A 16204-nucleotide genomic window follows, 5' to 3' on the forward strand; every position below is an offset into this window, starting at 1 on the left:
TTGTTACAACATATTTTTTAATTCATAAATAACATTCATGGCTTGCATTGGTGTTAAATTCATCAAATCAACTTTTTTGAGTACTTTAATCACTTCTTGATTAGATGAGTCATCAGCAAATAAACTTAGTTGCTCTGCCACTGGTTCTGCTACTTCTGATTTTATAGTAATTGGCTCAGCTTCCACCTCAGGGGTCAATTGAAGCTGCGCAGCACCTGATTCTAAATTTGTCAAGATACTGTCCGCACGTTGTAATAATTCTTCTGGTAAACCAGCAATTTTTGCAACATGAACCCCGTAAGATTTGTCTGCTGGACCTTCTGCAATTTTATGAAGAAAAGTCACATCACCATTTTTCTCAAGAGTCGCAACGTGAACATTGACAAGATGCGTCAAGATCGTTGACAAAGCTGTCAACTCATGATAATGGGTTGCAAACATGGTCTTTGCACCAATATGATCATGGATATATTCAATGATTGATTGCGCCAAAGCCATACCGTCATAGGTTGCTGTACCACGACCTAGCTCATCAAAAAGAATCAAGGATTGAGAACTTGCACGTTTGATAGCTTGGTTAGCTTCCATCATTTCCACCATAAACGTTGACTGTCCTGAAATCAAATCATCTGCCGCACCAATACGCGTGAAAATCGCATCAAATACTGGTAAATTGACACTTTCAGCAGCTACGTAAGACCCCATTTGAGCCATAATAACGGTCAAGGCAAGTTGACGCATATAAGTTGATTTACCACTCATATTTGGACCAGTAATTAGCTGAATGTTGATATCGGCATCAAACGTAATCGTATTAGGAATATATTCTTGCGTTCCCATGACTTTTTCAACGACCGCATGACGACCTTTTTCAATTTTAATCTCATGGCTATCGTTGAATGTTGGACGAACATAATGATTATTTTCTGCAACAACGGCTAAACTTTGTAAAACATCAACGGTTGAAAGCGCCTTAGCCAAGTCTTGCAAACGAGTAATGTAACGCTCAACTTGTCCGCGAACGCGCATAAAAATATCATATTCTAAGCTTGCTGATTGCTCACGCGCCTCCAACATCTCACCTTCAATTTTAGCCAATTCTGCCGTTCCGAAACGCTCTGAATTTTTCAACGTTGCCTTGCGGAAGAAATAATCTGGCACTAGAGAGAGATTGGAATTTGTTACATGGAAATAGTATCCATCTTTTTTATTATAATCAATTTTTAGATTGGTAATCCCACTTGCAGCACGTTCCTTAGTTTCAACTTCTGCAATCCAACTAGTCCCCTCGCGCATAACCTTACGGTATTTATCCAAAATCTCATCAAAACCTGTACGGATAATGCTGCCTTCTGTGATAACAGCAGGAGCATCTGGGTCAATAGCTGATCGAATCAACGATTCTAGTTCTGGCAAAGTGTCAATGCTATTGACAAGCTTGTCAAGGTGAGGGCTTTCAAACGATTCTAAAATCGCCTTAATCCTTGGCACTTGTGCCAAGGTATGACCGAGTTGTAATAAATCTTTTGGATTAGCTTTTCCAAATGACACACGACTCGCTAGACGTTCAATATCATAAACACCTTTGAGACTATCCGTCAAATCACTACGCTCAAAGAAATTATCTAGGAAAACTTGAACAATATTTTGGCGCTCTTCAATCTGTGCTTGGTTCACCAAAGGACGGTCAATCCAATTACGCAACAGACGCATTCCCATAGCCGTTTTAGTTTCATCTAGTAACCAATAAAGGCTACCATGTTTTTTACTTGTTCGAGCATTTTCTAATAAATCCAAACTAGATTTTGTCGTGTAAGACATTTGCAAGTAATCTTTGATTTCATAATGAACCAATTTTTGCAAATGGCTTAGCTCACGTTTTTGCGTTGTATGAACGTATTGTAGCAATTTTTCAGCTGCTGAAATTTCTAAGGCTGTTAAATCTGGGTCGATTAAATGCACATCTTCATAACGTTCTTGTTCAAACGATAAGAGTAAATTTAATTGTTTGACTAAGCTATGTTGCTCTGTTTCAGAAAGCTCATAACCAACAACGATTTCACGCGCTTTAAGGTTCAGAATTTCACTTCTAAGGCTTGTAAAATCAGAAAGACTTGTTGAGAAAAATTCACCTGTTGACACATCCATATAGGCTAGCCCAAACGTTTTGCCGTCAGAATCAATAGCCACCAAGAAATTGTTAGCATTATCTGGTTTAGAGGAATCAACAGCTGTCCCTGGCGTAATCACTTGAACGACTTCACGTTTAACCACACCGACGGCTTGTTTTGGGTCTTCCATTTGCTCAGCAATTGCCACCTTGTAACCCATTTCCACTAATACATCAATGTATTGTTGCGCAGAATGATAAGGCACACCTGCCATTGGAATTGGGTTGTCAGCATTTTTATTACGACTAGTTAAACTAATCTCTAAAATCTGTGCAGCTTTAACCGCATCATCATAAAATAATTCATAAAAGTCTCCCATGCGGAAAAGTAAAAAAGCATCTGGATAATCTTTTTTTACGTCCAAATACTGTTGCATGCCTGGAGAAATTTTATCTTTTGTCATTATTAGTTAACTCCTCGTTAATTTTCGTTTCCAAGTTTTTCGTGATGTATTGAACCAAATCACTAGCATCTTGCATCTTGTTACGATAATCTTTGACAATCGGGAGATCCGATAAGTCTTTTTGTAGCTGGTCAGCTTGTTTTCCTGCTGCTTCTTCAGCCACTAACTTGTCAATCTTGTGATAAAGCACAGCCTCCTGCTGATAAGCTTTCATATCGTCAACAAGACTGTCAAGTTCTGGAAAAGTTTTGATTTTTTGTTCTACTTTTTGAAATTCTTGCACACTATCGTGCTTTTGAATAGCTTGAACTAACTTGTCCACTGCTTGGTCATACTTACTCATAAGCTCGTTGATAGGTCTCTTTCAAATGCTTGGGCAGTCTCTTCATCTTTACAAATAACCAGCAAAGTATCCGCACCTGCCACCGTTCCAAGAATCTCTGGAATGTCGCTACTATCAATCAAGTTTGCCAAAACATCTGCTTCACCAAGATTAGTATGAAGAACAAGCATGAACCCAGCACGAGCAACTTTCAAAATATATGAGCGGATATTAGCACCAAAAGTTGTCTCTGATGTTTCTGATAAACTATAATAAAGCTTACCTGATGAATCACGTAATTTCAAAAGACCAATCTCACGAAGGTCACGTGACAAGGTTGCTTGAGTAACACTAATCCCTTCTTCTTGCAAATGACGCTTGATTTCTTCTTGTGTTCCAATATGACCTGATTGAATCAAACGTTTGATTCGATTTTGACGTTCTATTTTATTCATATAGCTTTCCCTTTGTGTATATTTATCCTTAAAATTATACCAAAAAAAAGAAAATTTTTCATCTCTCTTTTGCGCTGTTTTCCTTATGATAACTTATTTTTTACTGCTTCAAACGTTTTCTTTCAGCTAATCTCGTTTATTTCTTATTTTTATGTTAAAATAATATGACTAACTAATTTAGGAGAAACTCATGGATACAAAACGTACAATTGCTGAACGCATTCAAAATATTGTTCCAGAATTAGACCAAGAACAAATTATTAATCTACTTGAAATTCCAAAAAATTCTGATATGGGTGACCTTGCTTTTCCTGCTTTCTCATTAGCAAAAATCCTTCGCAAAGCACCCCAAATGATTGCTGCTGATGTTGCCGAAAAAATGGATGCAACTGGCTTTGAAAAAATCGAAGCTGTTGGTCCATACATCAACTTCTTCCTTGATAAGAAAAGCATTTCTGCTGATATTTTGGGTCAAGTTATTGCAAACGGAAGCGACTATGCTAGTCAAGATTTAGGAGAAGGTCGCAACGTTGCTATCGATATGTCAAGCCCAAACATTGCTAAACCATTCTCAATTGGACACCTTCGTTCAACCGTTATCGGTGATAGCCTGGCTAATATTTTTGAAAAACTCGGCTATAAAGCTGTTAAAATCAATCACCTCGGTGACTGGGGTAAACAATTCGGTATGTTGATTGTTGCCTACAAAAAATGGGGTGACGAAGAGGCTGTTAAAGCTCACCCAATCGACGAACTCTTAAAACTTTACGTTCGCATCAATGCCGAAGCTGAAACACAACCAGAACTTGACGAAGAAGCTCGCGAATGGTTCCGTAAATTGGAAGCTGGCGACGAAGAAGCTATTTCACTCTGGCAATGGTTCCGTGACGAAAGTCTTGTTGAATTCAACCGTCTTTACGATGAACTTGGTGTTTCTTTTGATAGCTTTAACGGGGAAGCATTCTACAACGATAAAATGGACGAAGTTGTCGATATCTTGACAGAAAAAGGACTTCTTGAAGAATCTCAAGGTGCTCAAGTCGTTAACCTTGAAAAATATGGTATCGAACACCCAGCTCTTATCAAAAAATCTGACGGTGCAACACTTTACATCACACGTGACTTGGCTGCCGCTCTTTATCGCAAACGTACTTACGACTTTGCCAAGGCCATTTACGTCGTTGGTAACGAACAATCTGCTCACTTCAAACAATTAAAAGCGGTCCTTAACGAAATGGGATTTGAATGGAATGAAGATATTACTCACGTTCCATTTGGACTTGTTACTAAAGAAGGTAAAAAACTGTCAACTCGTAAAGGTAATGTTATCCTTCTTGAACCAACAATTGCCGAAGCTGTCAAACGCGCTGAAGACCAAATCAATGCTAAAAATCCTAACCTTGCTGACAAGGAAGCAGTCGCTCACGCTGTTGGCGTCGGCGCTATCAAATTCTACGATTTGAAAACAGACCGTTTGAATGGCTATGACTTTGACCTTGATGCTATGGTATCATTTGAAGGTGAAACTGGACCTTACGTACAATATGCACACGCACGTATCCAATCTATTCTTCGTAAAGCTGAGTTTACACCATCTGTCAACCAAGTTTACAGTCTTGATGATGCTGAAAGCTGGGAAATTGTAAAACTTATCCAAGACTTCCCACGCATCATCAAACGTGCCGCTGACAACTTTGAACCTTCTATTGTTGCAAAATTTGCTATCAATCTAGCCCAAAGCTTCAACAAATACTATGCACACACACGTATCCTTGATGAAAGCCCAGAACGTGATAGCCGCCTAGCACTTAGCTACGCTACTGCAACTGTTCTAAAAGAAGCGCTCCGTCTTCTCGGTGTTGAAGCACCAAACGAAATGTAATTATTTCTTTATAAAAGCGAAGAGAATGAGATTATTTCTCGTTCTTTTTTTCTTGATCTTTTTCTATCAAAATTATAAACTGTAAGCATAACAACAAAGGAGATTTTATTTATGGAAAAAGGAAATCAATTAATGCAAAAACTTAGTAAAGCCTATGCTAGCCTACCAGATAACGAGCCACTGAAAGCAGATATTTTTGCAGTAGCGCAGGATTTAGAAAAAAATGAAAATGACCAGTTGGCACGTACAAAACTGGCACATGCCATTTCTCAACATTTACTAACACATCATCTCAAAACAGAATCTGAAATCACAGCACTTTACAACGAAGTTGCTGACAGTCCTGAAAAATATAAAGGGAATGCCGCTTTAGCTATCATGCTAGGTAGCCTATTTCACCCCTAACAAAAAAGCCGTGTTAAACGGCTTTTTTCATTTGTCTAAACTCATTTTTTCTGAGCATTTAACCAATCAAAAATGTTATCATAAGCTGTTCCGTCAACTTTTACGGTGCTTATTCCACCATTAGTTTTATTGCTTGGTGAAAAACCTGAAAGGTCGTCAGCCTCTTTAATATCAGAAACGCTTTGTACACCAGACACCTTATCATTGAAGAAATACGTCCATGACCAATGTCCAAGATAAGAGGTATCTTTCATGTCTGAACCTTCAACACTTTCATAATATGAGAACCATTTATTCGTTGCTCCGCTATTTACTAAAGCTTTATAGATTGGTAAAGAATAATCGCTTGGATTGACAACCGTATCATTAGCGGCATGGATAAACCAAATTGGAATATCTTTAAGCGCAGCAATTTTATCCTCGTCAAAGTAGATATCATCTGTTTTGACAAATGCTGTGCCAGACAAGCTTGTATCACTAGGAACAGTTGTATAAGTACCGTCCTCATTACGCTGATATTGATAGTAAGAATAGGCTGCCGCCTGCGGAACAAGCGCTGCAAAATAATCTGTATTATTGATAGCTAAATTAAGCGTCATGTAACCACCATTTGAACCACCAGTTAAATAAATACGGTCTGTATCCACATCTGAATGATTCGAAACGTAATCCTTAATAGTATCCATGAGTACCTCTGTGTAGCGAGACACACCTGCCCCCGCTCCATTTGTACCATCACCCTCATCCATCCAATACGTTGGAGTTTGAACCGCTAAAACATAGACTCCCATTTGCTTACCTGCTGTAAAATGTGATTGGATATCATCCTTAGCAAGCGCTACAACTTCATTTCCCAACAATGTAATATCGGTATCTGTACCGCCTTCGCCTTGCCCATGTAGCCAGATAATCAAAGGATTTTTCTTTCCATTTTTCAAAATTTCTGGTTCATAAGCGGCATATTGAAGGGTGAGTTCTTCATCTTGATTGGTCAACGGATTCGTGTAAGTTCCAGAATAAGACCCACGATTGCTAAATGCTGCTACATCTGTTGAAATGCGATTGTTAATAGCGTTGCTCTCACTGTCAAGCTCGCTTTCTTCGCCGTTTACAGTTACTGTCAACCCTTGAATTGAAACCGTGTAATCATCTACCCATGTATTATGGAAATTCTCCATGTTGTAAAAGAAAGGACTGGCAACACCAGAATTTGATTCGGTGTCAAAAGTAACTGGCATTTGAATAGTGATGTACTTACTATCTTTGGTAACTTTTTTTCCATTTTTATCAGATAAATAAACCTTGCTGACTTGGCGTTCTGTACCTGCCGTTGTAATAGTGACATTTTCTTTTGATACTTTAGAGACTTTACTGTCTAACTTTACAACAACTTTTGGTACTGCTGGACCAAACTCATACCCCTTTACAACAATTGATGTTTTAGCAATAGTAACATCAGTGTCAGCAGATACAACTTGACTTCCTGCAAACACTCCCAAAAAACTAACAGCACTCAAAACGATTCCCTTTGAGAGTGATTTTTTCATACTTATCTCTCCCTCTAAATTGATAATATCCTAAAAAGTAGTAAAGTGGGTATGACACCCACATAGTTACTATTTTTCATAAAGTTTTGGTATTTTTGTAAATTGTGTCAAAACAAATCCCAAGATAAATGAGATAACGATTGAAGCAATGAAGTACCAAACATTATTAGTATCACCAGTCATACCTGCAGGCAAGATATATGATGGAATGGCAAACAATCCCATACCTCCCATCGTATAACCAGTAACATTAAAGAAACCTAGGAAAGCCCCTTGAATCGCACCTGCAATACAAGTCATGATAAATGGCGTGCGCATTGGAAGAGTAATACCATAAATAGCTGGCTCAGTAACACCAAATAAAGCAGAAATAAATGCTGGGATAGCTAATTGTTTTACCTTATCTTCCTTAGTTCTTAAGAAAATATTGAGTAGTGATCCAGCTTGAGCAAAACAAATTGAAACTGAAGCTACAAGGAGAGTACTATAACCTTTTGTTGCAAAATCCAAAATAGCAATCGGTACAAGTCCCCAGTGAAGACCAAACATAACAAGTACTTGCCACAATGCCCCCAAAATAAGCCCAAAAACAATTGGATTGAAATCATAAATTGCTTGGAAAACAACACCTACAAGGTCAGATGCCCAAGTCATCAAAGGTCCAATGATGATGAAAGCAAGTGGTACTGTAATTAGCATCACAAAAAATGGAACAATGAAAACTTTAACTACATCTGGAATGATTTTATTAAAGAACTTTTCAAGTTTTGCACCAGCAAAAATAGCTAACAAAATAGGAAGGACAGTTTGAAGATAACTTGATGCTGGGAAAATGATCGGTAATCCAAGAAAAGTTGCATAAATATCTGACTCAATGACTGTTCCTTTGAACAACGTATAAAGCGGAGCATCACCCGTAAAACTTTGAGCAATATCAGGATAAACCAAAGCAAATGCAATAGCCATTGCTGTAAATTTGTTCATCTTAAAACGATTAGCTGCATTATAAGCTAGAATAATTGGCAAGAATTGGAAGAAACCATCCCCAACCGCATTTAAGACGATGTAGGCTCCATCGGTTGTCGGAACCCCACATGCTGTCATCAAAGCAACAACACCTTTTAACATACCTGCTGCTGACAAAGCTCCCAGCATTGGTTGGAATAGGCTTGATACTAAGGCAACAAATTGATCAAAAAGGTTTCCTCTAGGATGGGTATCCCTTTCATCAATATCTAAACTACCACCAGCTGCTAAACCACCAACTTTGATAACTTCATCATAAACATCTGGGACGTGATTACCTATAACAACTTGATACTGTCCTCCTGCCTTAACAACAGTTACAATACCATCACGCTGTTTAAGATAATCATCGTCAGCTTTTGATTCATCCTTCAAATCAAAACGAAGACGTGTAACACAGTGTTTAAGACTATTGATGTTTTCTTTACCACCAACATGTGCGATAATGTCTTTTGCCAATTCTGTATATTTTGCCATACGAATAAGCCCCTTCTCTTTTTAGTTATGTTTCGAGCCATAAGAAAAACCTAAATAAATACCAAATAAGCCTGTGAACAGTGCGTCTCACAATCCTATTTCTGTACCTATTTAGGTTTTGCCTGTTTGACCAGTAACAATCCTTACAAAGTTAATCATATCACAAAAAAATATATCAGCAAGCGTTTTCAATCGTTTTAGTAATATTTTACCAATTTTCCAGATTATAATATCAAAAAAAGAAAGATGGGTGAAAAATACCGCATCTTTTTTCTTTATTGACTACAATTTATCATAGTTTTTTCGTCGAATTTTGAAATCAGATGACACAACCTCATCAACATCAATGATTGAAATAAAAGCATCTGGGTCTAAATCTGCCATAATGGCTTTAACATCACGGACTTCACCTGGATTTAAAACCACATACAAAATATTTTTCTCATCTCCAGAGTAAGCCCCCTGACCATTCAAATAAGTAACCCCACGATTAATGCCATTAAGAATAGCTTGCGCAGCTTCTTCAGATTTTTGTGTGATAATAATCATGCCACGCACTGTGTAACCACCATTTTGGACAATTGTCAGAACTTGACTGTAAACAAAGCTTGCTACCAACGTGTAAAGCATATGTTGTAAATCAATGTAAACCAGCGACGCTGTAAGAACCACGGCATCGACAAAAAGTAGTGTCTGACCAAGTTTGAAACTGAATTTTTCTTCGATAACACGTCCGATAATATCTGTTCCGCCCGTTGTAGCGCCGTAACGAAAGACCAAGCCACTACCGACACCAGAAAATAAACCAGCAACGACAGCAACCAACATCATATCATTTTCGAGAACAATCTGAATCGGCACATGTTGCCAAAACCAGATGAACCATGACATCAAAACAGTGCCATAAATAGTTAGTGCTAGCGATTTTCGTCCAAAAATTCGAGCCCCTAGAATGAACAAAGGAACATTCAAAATAAGTGACGAATAAGCAGGGTTGATTCCGTAAAGAGCATGGGCAATCAAGGTTACACCCGCAACCCCACCTTCAGCAAGAGCATTTGCCATATTAAATTTGACAAAACCGAAAGTATAAATTGCTACACCTATGGCAATTAACACCAAACTTCTTATTTGTCCAAGCTTTTCACGAACCATGTCTCATACCTCCAAAACAAAATTTTCTGCGTCTTGTAAATTATAACGCCATAAACAAAGAAGCTGAGAACTTTCTCAACCTCTTAATCATCAACAAAACGTCCAATAATATGAACATTTTCAGCAACTGAAACAAAGGCATTGGGGTCAGTTTTTTTCATCAGATACCTAAAGTCGTTATATTCTTCACGAGTAATGATAGCCAGCAAAACCGCTTTTTTCTCATGATTATAAGTTCCTTCGGCATTATTGATTTGTGTCACCCCACGATGTAATTTGGTGTGAATCATCGCAATTACCTTTTCAGGACGATTGGTCACAATCGTTGCTTGCATTTTCTTCTGCTTAGTGAAAATAGCATTTGTCACACGGCTAGAGACAAAGATAGTCACCATAGAATAAAGGGCATATTGCCAACCAAATAAAATGCCAGCAAAAATCATGATAACACCATTAACCATGAGAGAAATGCTTCCCACATCACGGCCTGTCTTTTTCCGAATGGTCAGACTGATGATATCAGTACCACCACTTGAAATACGAGATTTTAAACTAAAGCCAACACCAGTCCCCATGACCAAACCACCAAAAATGGCATTAACCAGAGGATCAGTCGTCAGAGTAATTTCAGGAACAATTTGAATGAAGAAAGAACTCATCGAAACTGTAATGAGCGTAAAAACAGTGAATTTATGTCCGATTTTATACCAAGCTAAAACGAGCAATGGCACATTAATCACATAAAAAACAACTGAAACTGGCAACTTGAAGCCAATTAATCGCTCACTAACTGCCGATAAAACCTGTGCAAAACCAGTTGCACCACTTGAATAAACGTGTCCTGGTTGAAAGAAGAAATTAACCGCGATTGCCGATAGCAAACCATAAAAAAGAGAAGCGGAAACTTTTTCCGCATACTTCTCTCTTGAAATGCTCTGCATTGTCTTTAACAGACCATATCTTTCTGCCCAACGGCTAACAATAAACTTTGTTTTCTTTTTCAAAGATGTTTTCTTAATCATTAGTTTCGATTGCTAAAGCTAATTCATCTAATTGTTTATCTGCAACAAGACTTGGTGCTTGTGTCATTGGATCCGCAGCTTTATTATTTTTAGGAAATGCAATGACTTCACGAATGTTATCTTCACCAGCAAGAAGCATAACGAAACGGTCAAGACCAATAGCAAGTCCACCATGTGGTGGGAAACCGTAGTTCATAGCTTCTAACAAGAAACCAAATTGGTCATTTGCTTCTTCTGCTGTAAAGCCAAGCGCTTTAAACATACGTTCTTGCAATTCTTTTTGGTTGATACGCAAGCTACCGCCCCCAAGTTCATAACCGTTAAGAACGATATCGTAAGCAACTGCACGTACTTTAGCAAGGTCACCTTCTAATTCATGAGCGGATTCTTCAGTTGGCAATGTGAATGGGTGGTGAGCAGACATATAACGTTCTTCTTCTTCAGACCATTCAAACATTGGCCAATCAACAACCCAAAGGAAATTAAATTTAGAGTTGTCAACCATGTCAAGTTCTTTAGCGATACGAGTACGAAGAGCACCAAGAGTATTATTAGCAACTTCAAGAGTATCGGCAACGAAAAGAACCAAATCATTTTCTTCGAGTTGTAAACTTACTGTCAACTTATCTTCGATACTTGTTAAGAATTTAGCAACTGGTCCAGTAATCGCACCATCAGTAAATTTGACCCATGCAAGACCTTTGGCACCAAATTGTTTTGCAAATTCTGTTAATTTATCAATGTTTTTACGTGAGTATTTATCCGCATTCCCCTTAACAACAATAGCTTTTACAACTGGAGCTTGTGAGAATACTTTGAAATCAACATCCTTGACAACTTCTGTCAAGTCTTGTAAAAGCATTTCAAAACGAGTATCAGGTTTGTCTGAACCGTAGTTGTTCATTGCATCATCATAAGACATACGTGGGAATGGCAATGTGACATCAATTCCTTTTGTATCTTTCATGACTTTAGCAATCATTCCTTCAGTGATATCTTGGATATCTTGGTCTGACAAGAATGATGTTTCCATATCGACCTGTGTAAACTCAGGTTGACGATCACCACGTAAATCTTCATCACGGAAACATTTAACGATTTGGTAGTAACGGTCAAAGCCAGCATTCATCAACAATTGTTTTGTGATTTGTGGACTTTGTGGCAAAGCGTAAAAGTGACCCTGGCTCACACGACTTGGTACCAAGTAGTCACGCGCACCCTCTGGAGTTGATTTTGTCAACATTGGTGTTTCAACATCAATGAATTCTAACTCATCCAAATAGTTACGGATTGAGTGAGTAACTTTTGCACGTAATTTAAAGTTGTTAAGCATTTTTGGACGACGAAGATCTAAATAACGGTAGCGTAAACGATTTTCATCACTAACTTCAACATCATCTTTAATTTCAAAAGGTGTTGTTTTAGCCGTATTCAAAACTGTCAATGCTGATACTTTCAATTCAACAGCACCAGTTGGCAAGTTTTTATTTTCTTGTTCACGTTGTGCGACTTCACCAGTAACTTCGATAACAAATTCGTTACGAAGGCTTTCAGCTGTGGTCATAACATCACTTGAAACTTCCTCTGGATTAATGACTAATTGCATGATACCTTCACGGTCACGAAGGTCGATAAAGATAAGCCCACCTAAATCACGACGACGACCAACCCAACCTTTTAAAGTAATTTCTTGGCCGATATGTTCACTACGAACACGACCAGCATACATTGTACGTTTCATTGATATGTTTCTCCGTTTTTTAATTTATTCATTCCCACCTATTATAGCAAAAAGCACGTAAAAACCCCACCCATGCGGGGGAGTTTTTTAATTTTTTTGAGAAATATCAAAAATTTGAAAGGTTCAAAATGATATTAAACTCCTATTTGAGATGTCTTTTGTTACCACACTCCAAAATCTAGTAAACTTTCAAATTCCTTTTGACCAAATCATAACATTTAATCAGTAAAGGATATATCTTCTTGCGAAACTATTGCTTTCTTATTTTCTTTACTCATATACATGTCAATCCTTTCAAACAATTCTCATATGTTTAAATTCAATCAAAATATTCCATAATTTCCTCAATTCGATTTTCAATCAAATATTTAGTCATATCCCTTTCTTCCTTATATCCTCTAGTTTGTTTGATTTCTAATTTACCATTAAATCCAAATCCGAACATTTTGTCATACTTATCTGGATTTTTCTTTAGCCTAACTTCTTCCATGAAATTTATCATTTCTTCTTTTTTAAACGCCAACATTATTGTATCCCACTTTGTATCAGACGATTTAGCACTATGTATTTCATTAGGATATTTTGCATAAATTCCTACTATTACAAACCAATCAGCATTTTCTTGCGGTTCAAAACGATTAAGCCATAGAGTGCCTTGATATTTTTTATTGGGATAATAATAAGCTCTAGACATTTTTACTTGAAATGTCAATACTTTATTTATGCCATCACAAAACTTATATAATAGCAAATCAATTCCTTTTTCTTGTGCAGAAGTGGGGATAAATACAGATGTTCCTTTTACTTCTTTTGCCAAATAATCTGCAACCGCAAACTCCCCATATTGTAATGTAAACAATGCTTGCATATATTCCACCTCAACTGTATTTGTAGCTTAACTAGTTATCATTATACTACACAAAAATAATACAGTCATTTCTTTTCTGCTTTTAAGAAGTTACTTATCTGTCTATGATTTGTAAAGGGTGCTAAAGCATTGCTTACGCAACAAGTCCTTGACAAATCATATCCCGATAAATTTAACGTAATCAAGCAGAAATGAAGTAGTCTGTTGTTTCAAGCCAACAAAAAAGAGATACCAGCACATTTATGCAGTATCTCTAACTTAGTAGCAATATTCTTTTATTCGCAAGCAGGTAAACACAGGTCATTCCTTAATATCTTTTTGTTCGGGAAACTCCTTGTTCCCATTTGAAATAGTTTCTCTAGAAACATGGATATGTTCAGATAATTTTTCTTGTGAAAGATGATTAGGTTTTCTTAATTGTTTTAACTTTTCTCCGACGATTTTGTATATACATTATATGAAACTTTCACCTACCTAGCAAGGTTACAGTAGCTTCCATTCTCGCAACTAAAGTTTACAATATAAAACAACTAGTTAATGAACTGTGAGTACACAGTTATTAGCTAGTTGTTGTCGTTTAATCTAATTTATTCAATACTTCAGCGAAGTTGTTTGCAATTTCGTCAAAGCTTACGGTCACTTCTTCGCGAGTTTTATTATTTTTCACAGCTACTTGACCTGCTTCAATTTCACTTTCACCTAAAGTGATAATTGTTTTAGCATTAAAGGCGTCTGCTGATTTGAATTGCGCTTTGATTTTACGTCCAAGGTAGTCACGTTCTGCTGAGAAACCTTGGTTGCGGACAGCTTGAACAAGTTCCAACGCTTTAAGGTTTGCACCTTGTCCCAAAACAGCAATGTAAACGTCCATTTCTTTTTCAACTGGCAATTCAATACCTTGTTTTTCGAGGATAAGAAGCAAACGTTCAAGACCAAGTGCAAAACCAAAACCTGGTGTTTCTGGTCCGTCAAAGTATTCAACGAGACTGTCATAACGACCACCAGCACAAATTGTCAATTCAGATTTATCAACAGTTGTGATGAATTCAAAGATAGTGTGGTTATAGTAATCAAGACCACGAACCATGTTTGTATCAATGACATATGGGATATTGAGGGTTTCAAGCATACTACGCACAGCATCAAAATGAGCTTGGCTTTCGTCATCAAGATAATCAAGAATTGATGGTGCGTTTTCAACAGCAATCTTGTCTTCTTTTTCTTTTGAATCAAGGACACGGAGTGGGTTTTCATCTAAACGACGTTGACTGTCTTTTGACAATTGCTCACGCATTGGCGTAAGGTAATCAATCAAAGCTTGACGATATGCCGAACGGCTAACTGCACTTCCCAAAGTATTCAAATGAAGTGTAACATCTTTAATGCCCAGTATTTGGAACAATTGGTAAGCCATCGCGATTGTTTCAACGTCTGTGGCAGGATTTGCTGAACCGAAACACTCAACACCAACTTGATGGAATTCACGCAAACGACCAGCTTGTGGACGTTCGTAGCGGAACATTGAGCCGATGTAGTACATCTTAACTGGCTTTTGAACTTCTGGTGCAAATAATTTATTTTCTACAAAAGAACGCACAACAGGAGCTGTACCTTCTGGACGCAAAGTAATATGGCGGTCACCTTTATCGTGGAAATCATACATTTCTTTTGTCACGATGTCCGTTGTGTCACCAACAGAACGGCTGATAACCTCATAATGTTCAAACATTGGTGTACGAATTTCGCTGTAATTGTATTTTTTAAATGTTTCACGCGCAACAGCTTCCACGTATTGCCACTTAGCACTTTCGCTAGGTAAAATATCCTGTGTTCCTTTAGGTTTTTGTAATTTCATAAATTTAAGACATATTGGCACCAAATTTAAACAAATTTAGCCCCTAATTCCTTTCTACTATTGTAGCGATTCAATCATTTCTATTTTATCACAAAAACAAGTTATACAGAAGAATAGTCTGTTCTTTTTTAGGATTTTCTTATGAATTATTCCTTGAGGACTTTCGTTTTTAACGAACAGCCAAGCGTTAATAACCACACTCGCACCTATTTATAATTTTTTTGTCAAGTAACTTTACTTTACAAAAAAGATATGTTATTATGTTAAAGTTGATTAAAAATCAAGAACAAAAAAATATTATCGGAGGAGATAAAACATGGCAGTACCTGCACGTCACACTTCAAAAGCGAAGAAAAACAAACGTCGTACACACTACAAATTGACTGCTCCATCAGTTAAATTTGACGAAACTACTGGAGATTACTCACGTTCTCACCGTGTATCACTTAAAGGATACTACAAAGGACGTAAAATCGCTAAAGCAGCTAAATAATAGAAGGGAGATACCATGCGCGTAAATATTACACTTGAACACAAAGAATCTGGTGAACGCTTGTACCTTACTTCAAAAAACAAACGTAACACTCCAGACCGTCTTCAATTGAAAAAATACTCACCAAAATTGCGTAAACACGTAATCTTTACTGAAGTTAAATAATTGAATACATCAAAAGCCTACGAAACCAACGTTTCTAGGCTTTTTTAGTTCAAAAATAGCATTTCTGGCTGATTGAATATCAAACCAAATCATTTTTTATTATAAACAAAGTATAAATTTCTAATTATCTTTTTATATTTTCTTAAATGCTCGTAAAGCCTTATTCTATGTGCTTTCGAGTATTTTTACTGTAGGAAGATACTTCACGTTTCTTTGC

The 16204-nt window shown here is 37.2% G+C and carries 14 protein-coding genes and 1 pseudogene; 4 read left to right on the forward strand and 11 right to left on the reverse strand.

The window, feature by feature from the left end; all coding sequences use genetic code 11:
• Nucleotides 1–3 precede the first annotated feature (3 nt).
• The 3 genes from mutS to argR are packed head-to-tail and all read right to left on the reverse strand — an operon-like array spanning nucleotide 4 to nucleotide 3351.
• Nucleotides 4–2574: a DNA mismatch repair protein MutS gene (gene mutS, locus E8M05_RS10775; RefSeq protein WP_003066925.1), complete on the reverse strand. Its 2571-nt coding sequence runs from the start codon at nucleotides 2572–2574 to the stop codon at nucleotides 4–6.
• Nucleotides 2561–2917: a YlbF family regulator gene (locus tag E8M05_RS10780; RefSeq protein ID WP_003066927.1), complete on the reverse strand. Its 357-nt coding sequence runs from the start codon at nucleotides 2915–2917 to the stop codon at nucleotides 2561–2563. The genes mutS and E8M05_RS10780 overlap by 14 nt, the downstream gene beginning before the upstream one ends.
• Nucleotides 2914–3351 carry an arginine repressor gene (argR, locus tag E8M05_RS10785; protein WP_003066930.1) on the reverse strand — a complete coding sequence of 146 codons (438 nt, stop codon included), beginning with the start codon at nucleotides 3349–3351 and terminating at the stop codon, nucleotides 2914–2916. Before argR ends, E8M05_RS10780 begins: the two co-directional genes overlap by 4 nt.
• Nucleotides 3352–3541: 190 nt before the next feature.
• Here argR and argS point away from each other — a divergent pair, with 190 nt between their 5' ends.
• Together argS and E8M05_RS10795 are read left to right on the forward strand one after the other, a co-directional pair.
• Nucleotides 3542–5233: an arginine--tRNA ligase gene (gene argS, locus E8M05_RS10790; protein ID WP_003066932.1), complete on the forward strand. Its 1692-nt coding sequence runs from the start codon at nucleotides 3542–3544 to the stop codon at nucleotides 5231–5233.
• A gap of 111 nt (nucleotides 5234–5344) precedes the next feature.
• Nucleotides 5345–5638, forward strand: coding sequence for a bacteriocin immunity family protein (locus tag E8M05_RS10795; RefSeq protein ID WP_003066934.1), 294 nt, complete (start codon nucleotides 5345–5347; stop codon nucleotides 5636–5638).
• Nucleotides 5639–5679: 41 nt separating this feature from the next.
• On the opposite strand, the gene E8M05_RS10800 is transcribed toward E8M05_RS10795, so the two are convergent.
• The 8 genes and pseudogenes from E8M05_RS10800 to hisS form a co-directional block, all read right to left on the reverse strand.
• Complete coding sequence (locus E8M05_RS10800; RefSeq protein ID WP_003066936.1) at nucleotides 5680–7185, reverse strand: prolyl oligopeptidase family serine peptidase; 1506 nt, start codon at nucleotides 7183–7185, stop codon at nucleotides 5680–5682.
• A gap of 78 nt (nucleotides 7186–7263) precedes the next feature.
• Nucleotides 7264–8688, reverse strand: a pseudogene (locus E8M05_RS10805) (PTS transporter subunit EIIC); the annotation flags it as partial.
• A 282-nt stretch (nucleotides 8689–8970) separates the two neighbouring features.
• Nucleotides 8971–9843, reverse strand: a complete 873-nt coding sequence (locus E8M05_RS10810; RefSeq protein WP_003066939.1) for a YitT family protein — start codon at nucleotides 9841–9843, stop codon at nucleotides 8971–8973.
• Between the two features lie 83 nt (nucleotides 9844–9926).
• Nucleotides 9927–10865, reverse strand: coding sequence for a YitT family protein (locus tag E8M05_RS10815; protein WP_003066940.1), 939 nt, complete (start codon nucleotides 10863–10865; stop codon nucleotides 9927–9929).
• A complete protein-coding gene (gene aspS / locus E8M05_RS10820; protein WP_003066942.1) occupies nucleotides 10858–12606 on the reverse strand; it encodes an aspartate--tRNA ligase in 1749 nt (582 codons plus the stop codon). The genes E8M05_RS10815 and aspS overlap by 8 nt, the downstream gene beginning before the upstream one ends.
• 319 nt (nucleotides 12607–12925) lie before the next feature.
• Entirely contained in the window at nucleotides 12926–13474 is a 549-nt protein-coding gene (locus E8M05_RS10825) for a hypothetical protein (RefSeq protein WP_003066943.1), read from the reverse strand.
• Between the two features lie 300 nt (nucleotides 13475–13774).
• Nucleotides 13775–13924: a helix-turn-helix transcriptional regulator gene (locus E8M05_RS10830; protein ID WP_310590920.1), complete on the reverse strand. Its 150-nt coding sequence runs from the start codon at nucleotides 13922–13924 to the stop codon at nucleotides 13775–13777.
• A 127-nt stretch (nucleotides 13925–14051) separates the two neighbouring features.
• Nucleotides 14052–15329 (reverse strand): histidine--tRNA ligase, encoded by a 1278-nt coding sequence (gene hisS, locus E8M05_RS10835; RefSeq protein ID WP_003066945.1) that lies wholly within the window; start codon nucleotides 15327–15329, stop codon nucleotides 14052–14054.
• A gap of 316 nt (nucleotides 15330–15645) precedes the next feature.
• Here hisS and rpmF point away from each other — a divergent pair, with 316 nt between their 5' ends.
• Nucleotides 15646–15822 (forward strand): 50S ribosomal protein L32, encoded by a 177-nt coding sequence (gene rpmF, locus E8M05_RS10840; RefSeq protein ID WP_003066947.1) that lies wholly within the window; start codon nucleotides 15646–15648, stop codon nucleotides 15820–15822.
• Between the two features lie 15 nt (nucleotides 15823–15837).
• On the forward strand, nucleotides 15838–15987 hold the full coding sequence (gene rpmG, locus E8M05_RS10845; RefSeq protein WP_002262412.1) for a 50S ribosomal protein L33: 150 nt from the start codon (nucleotides 15838–15840) through the stop codon (nucleotides 15985–15987).
• Nucleotides 15988–16204: the final 217 nt, after the last annotated feature.

The sequence above is a fragment of the Streptococcus pasteurianus genome (genome assembly GCF_004843545.1).
Lineage (GTDB): Bacteria > Bacillota > Bacilli > Lactobacillales > Streptococcaceae > Streptococcus > Streptococcus pasteurianus.

Coding starts and splice junctions, on each gene's coding strand:
- mutS (WP_003066925.1), bottom strand. CDS start 2,574: ATGACAAAAGATAAAATTTCTCCAGGCATGCAACAGTATTTGGACGTA.
- E8M05_RS10780 (WP_003066927.1), bottom strand. CDS start 2,917: ATGAGTAAGTATGACCAAGCAGTGGACAAGTTAGTTCAAGCTATTCAA.
- argR (WP_003066930.1), bottom strand. CDS start 3,351: ATGAATAAAATAGAACGTCAAAATCGAATCAAACGTTTGATTCAATCA.
- argS (WP_003066932.1), top strand. CDS start 3,542: ATGGATACAAAACGTACAATTGCTGAACGCATTCAAAATATTGTTCCA.
- E8M05_RS10795 (WP_003066934.1), top strand. CDS start 5,345: ATGGAAAAAGGAAATCAATTAATGCAAAAACTTAGTAAAGCCTATGCT.
- E8M05_RS10800 (WP_003066936.1), bottom strand. CDS start 7,185: ATGAAAAAATCACTCTCAAAGGGAATCGTTTTGAGTGCTGTTAGTTTT.
- E8M05_RS10810 (WP_003066939.1), bottom strand. CDS start 9,843: ATGGTTCGTGAAAAGCTTGGACAAATAAGAAGTTTGGTGTTAATTGCC.
- E8M05_RS10815 (WP_003066940.1), bottom strand. CDS start 10,865: ATGATTAAGAAAACATCTTTGAAAAAGAAAACAAAGTTTATTGTTAGC.
- aspS (WP_003066942.1), bottom strand. CDS start 12,606: ATGAAACGTACAATGTATGCTGGTCGTGTTCGTAGTGAACATATCGGC.
- E8M05_RS10825 (WP_003066943.1), bottom strand. CDS start 13,474: ATGCAAGCATTGTTTACATTACAATATGGGGAGTTTGCGGTTGCAGAT.
- hisS (WP_003066945.1), bottom strand. CDS start 15,329: ATGAAATTACAAAAACCTAAAGGAACACAGGATATTTTACCTAGCGAA.
- rpmF (WP_003066947.1), top strand. CDS start 15,646: ATGGCAGTACCTGCACGTCACACTTCAAAAGCGAAGAAAAACAAACGT.
- rpmG (WP_002262412.1), top strand. CDS start 15,838: ATGCGCGTAAATATTACACTTGAACACAAAGAATCTGGTGAACGCTTG.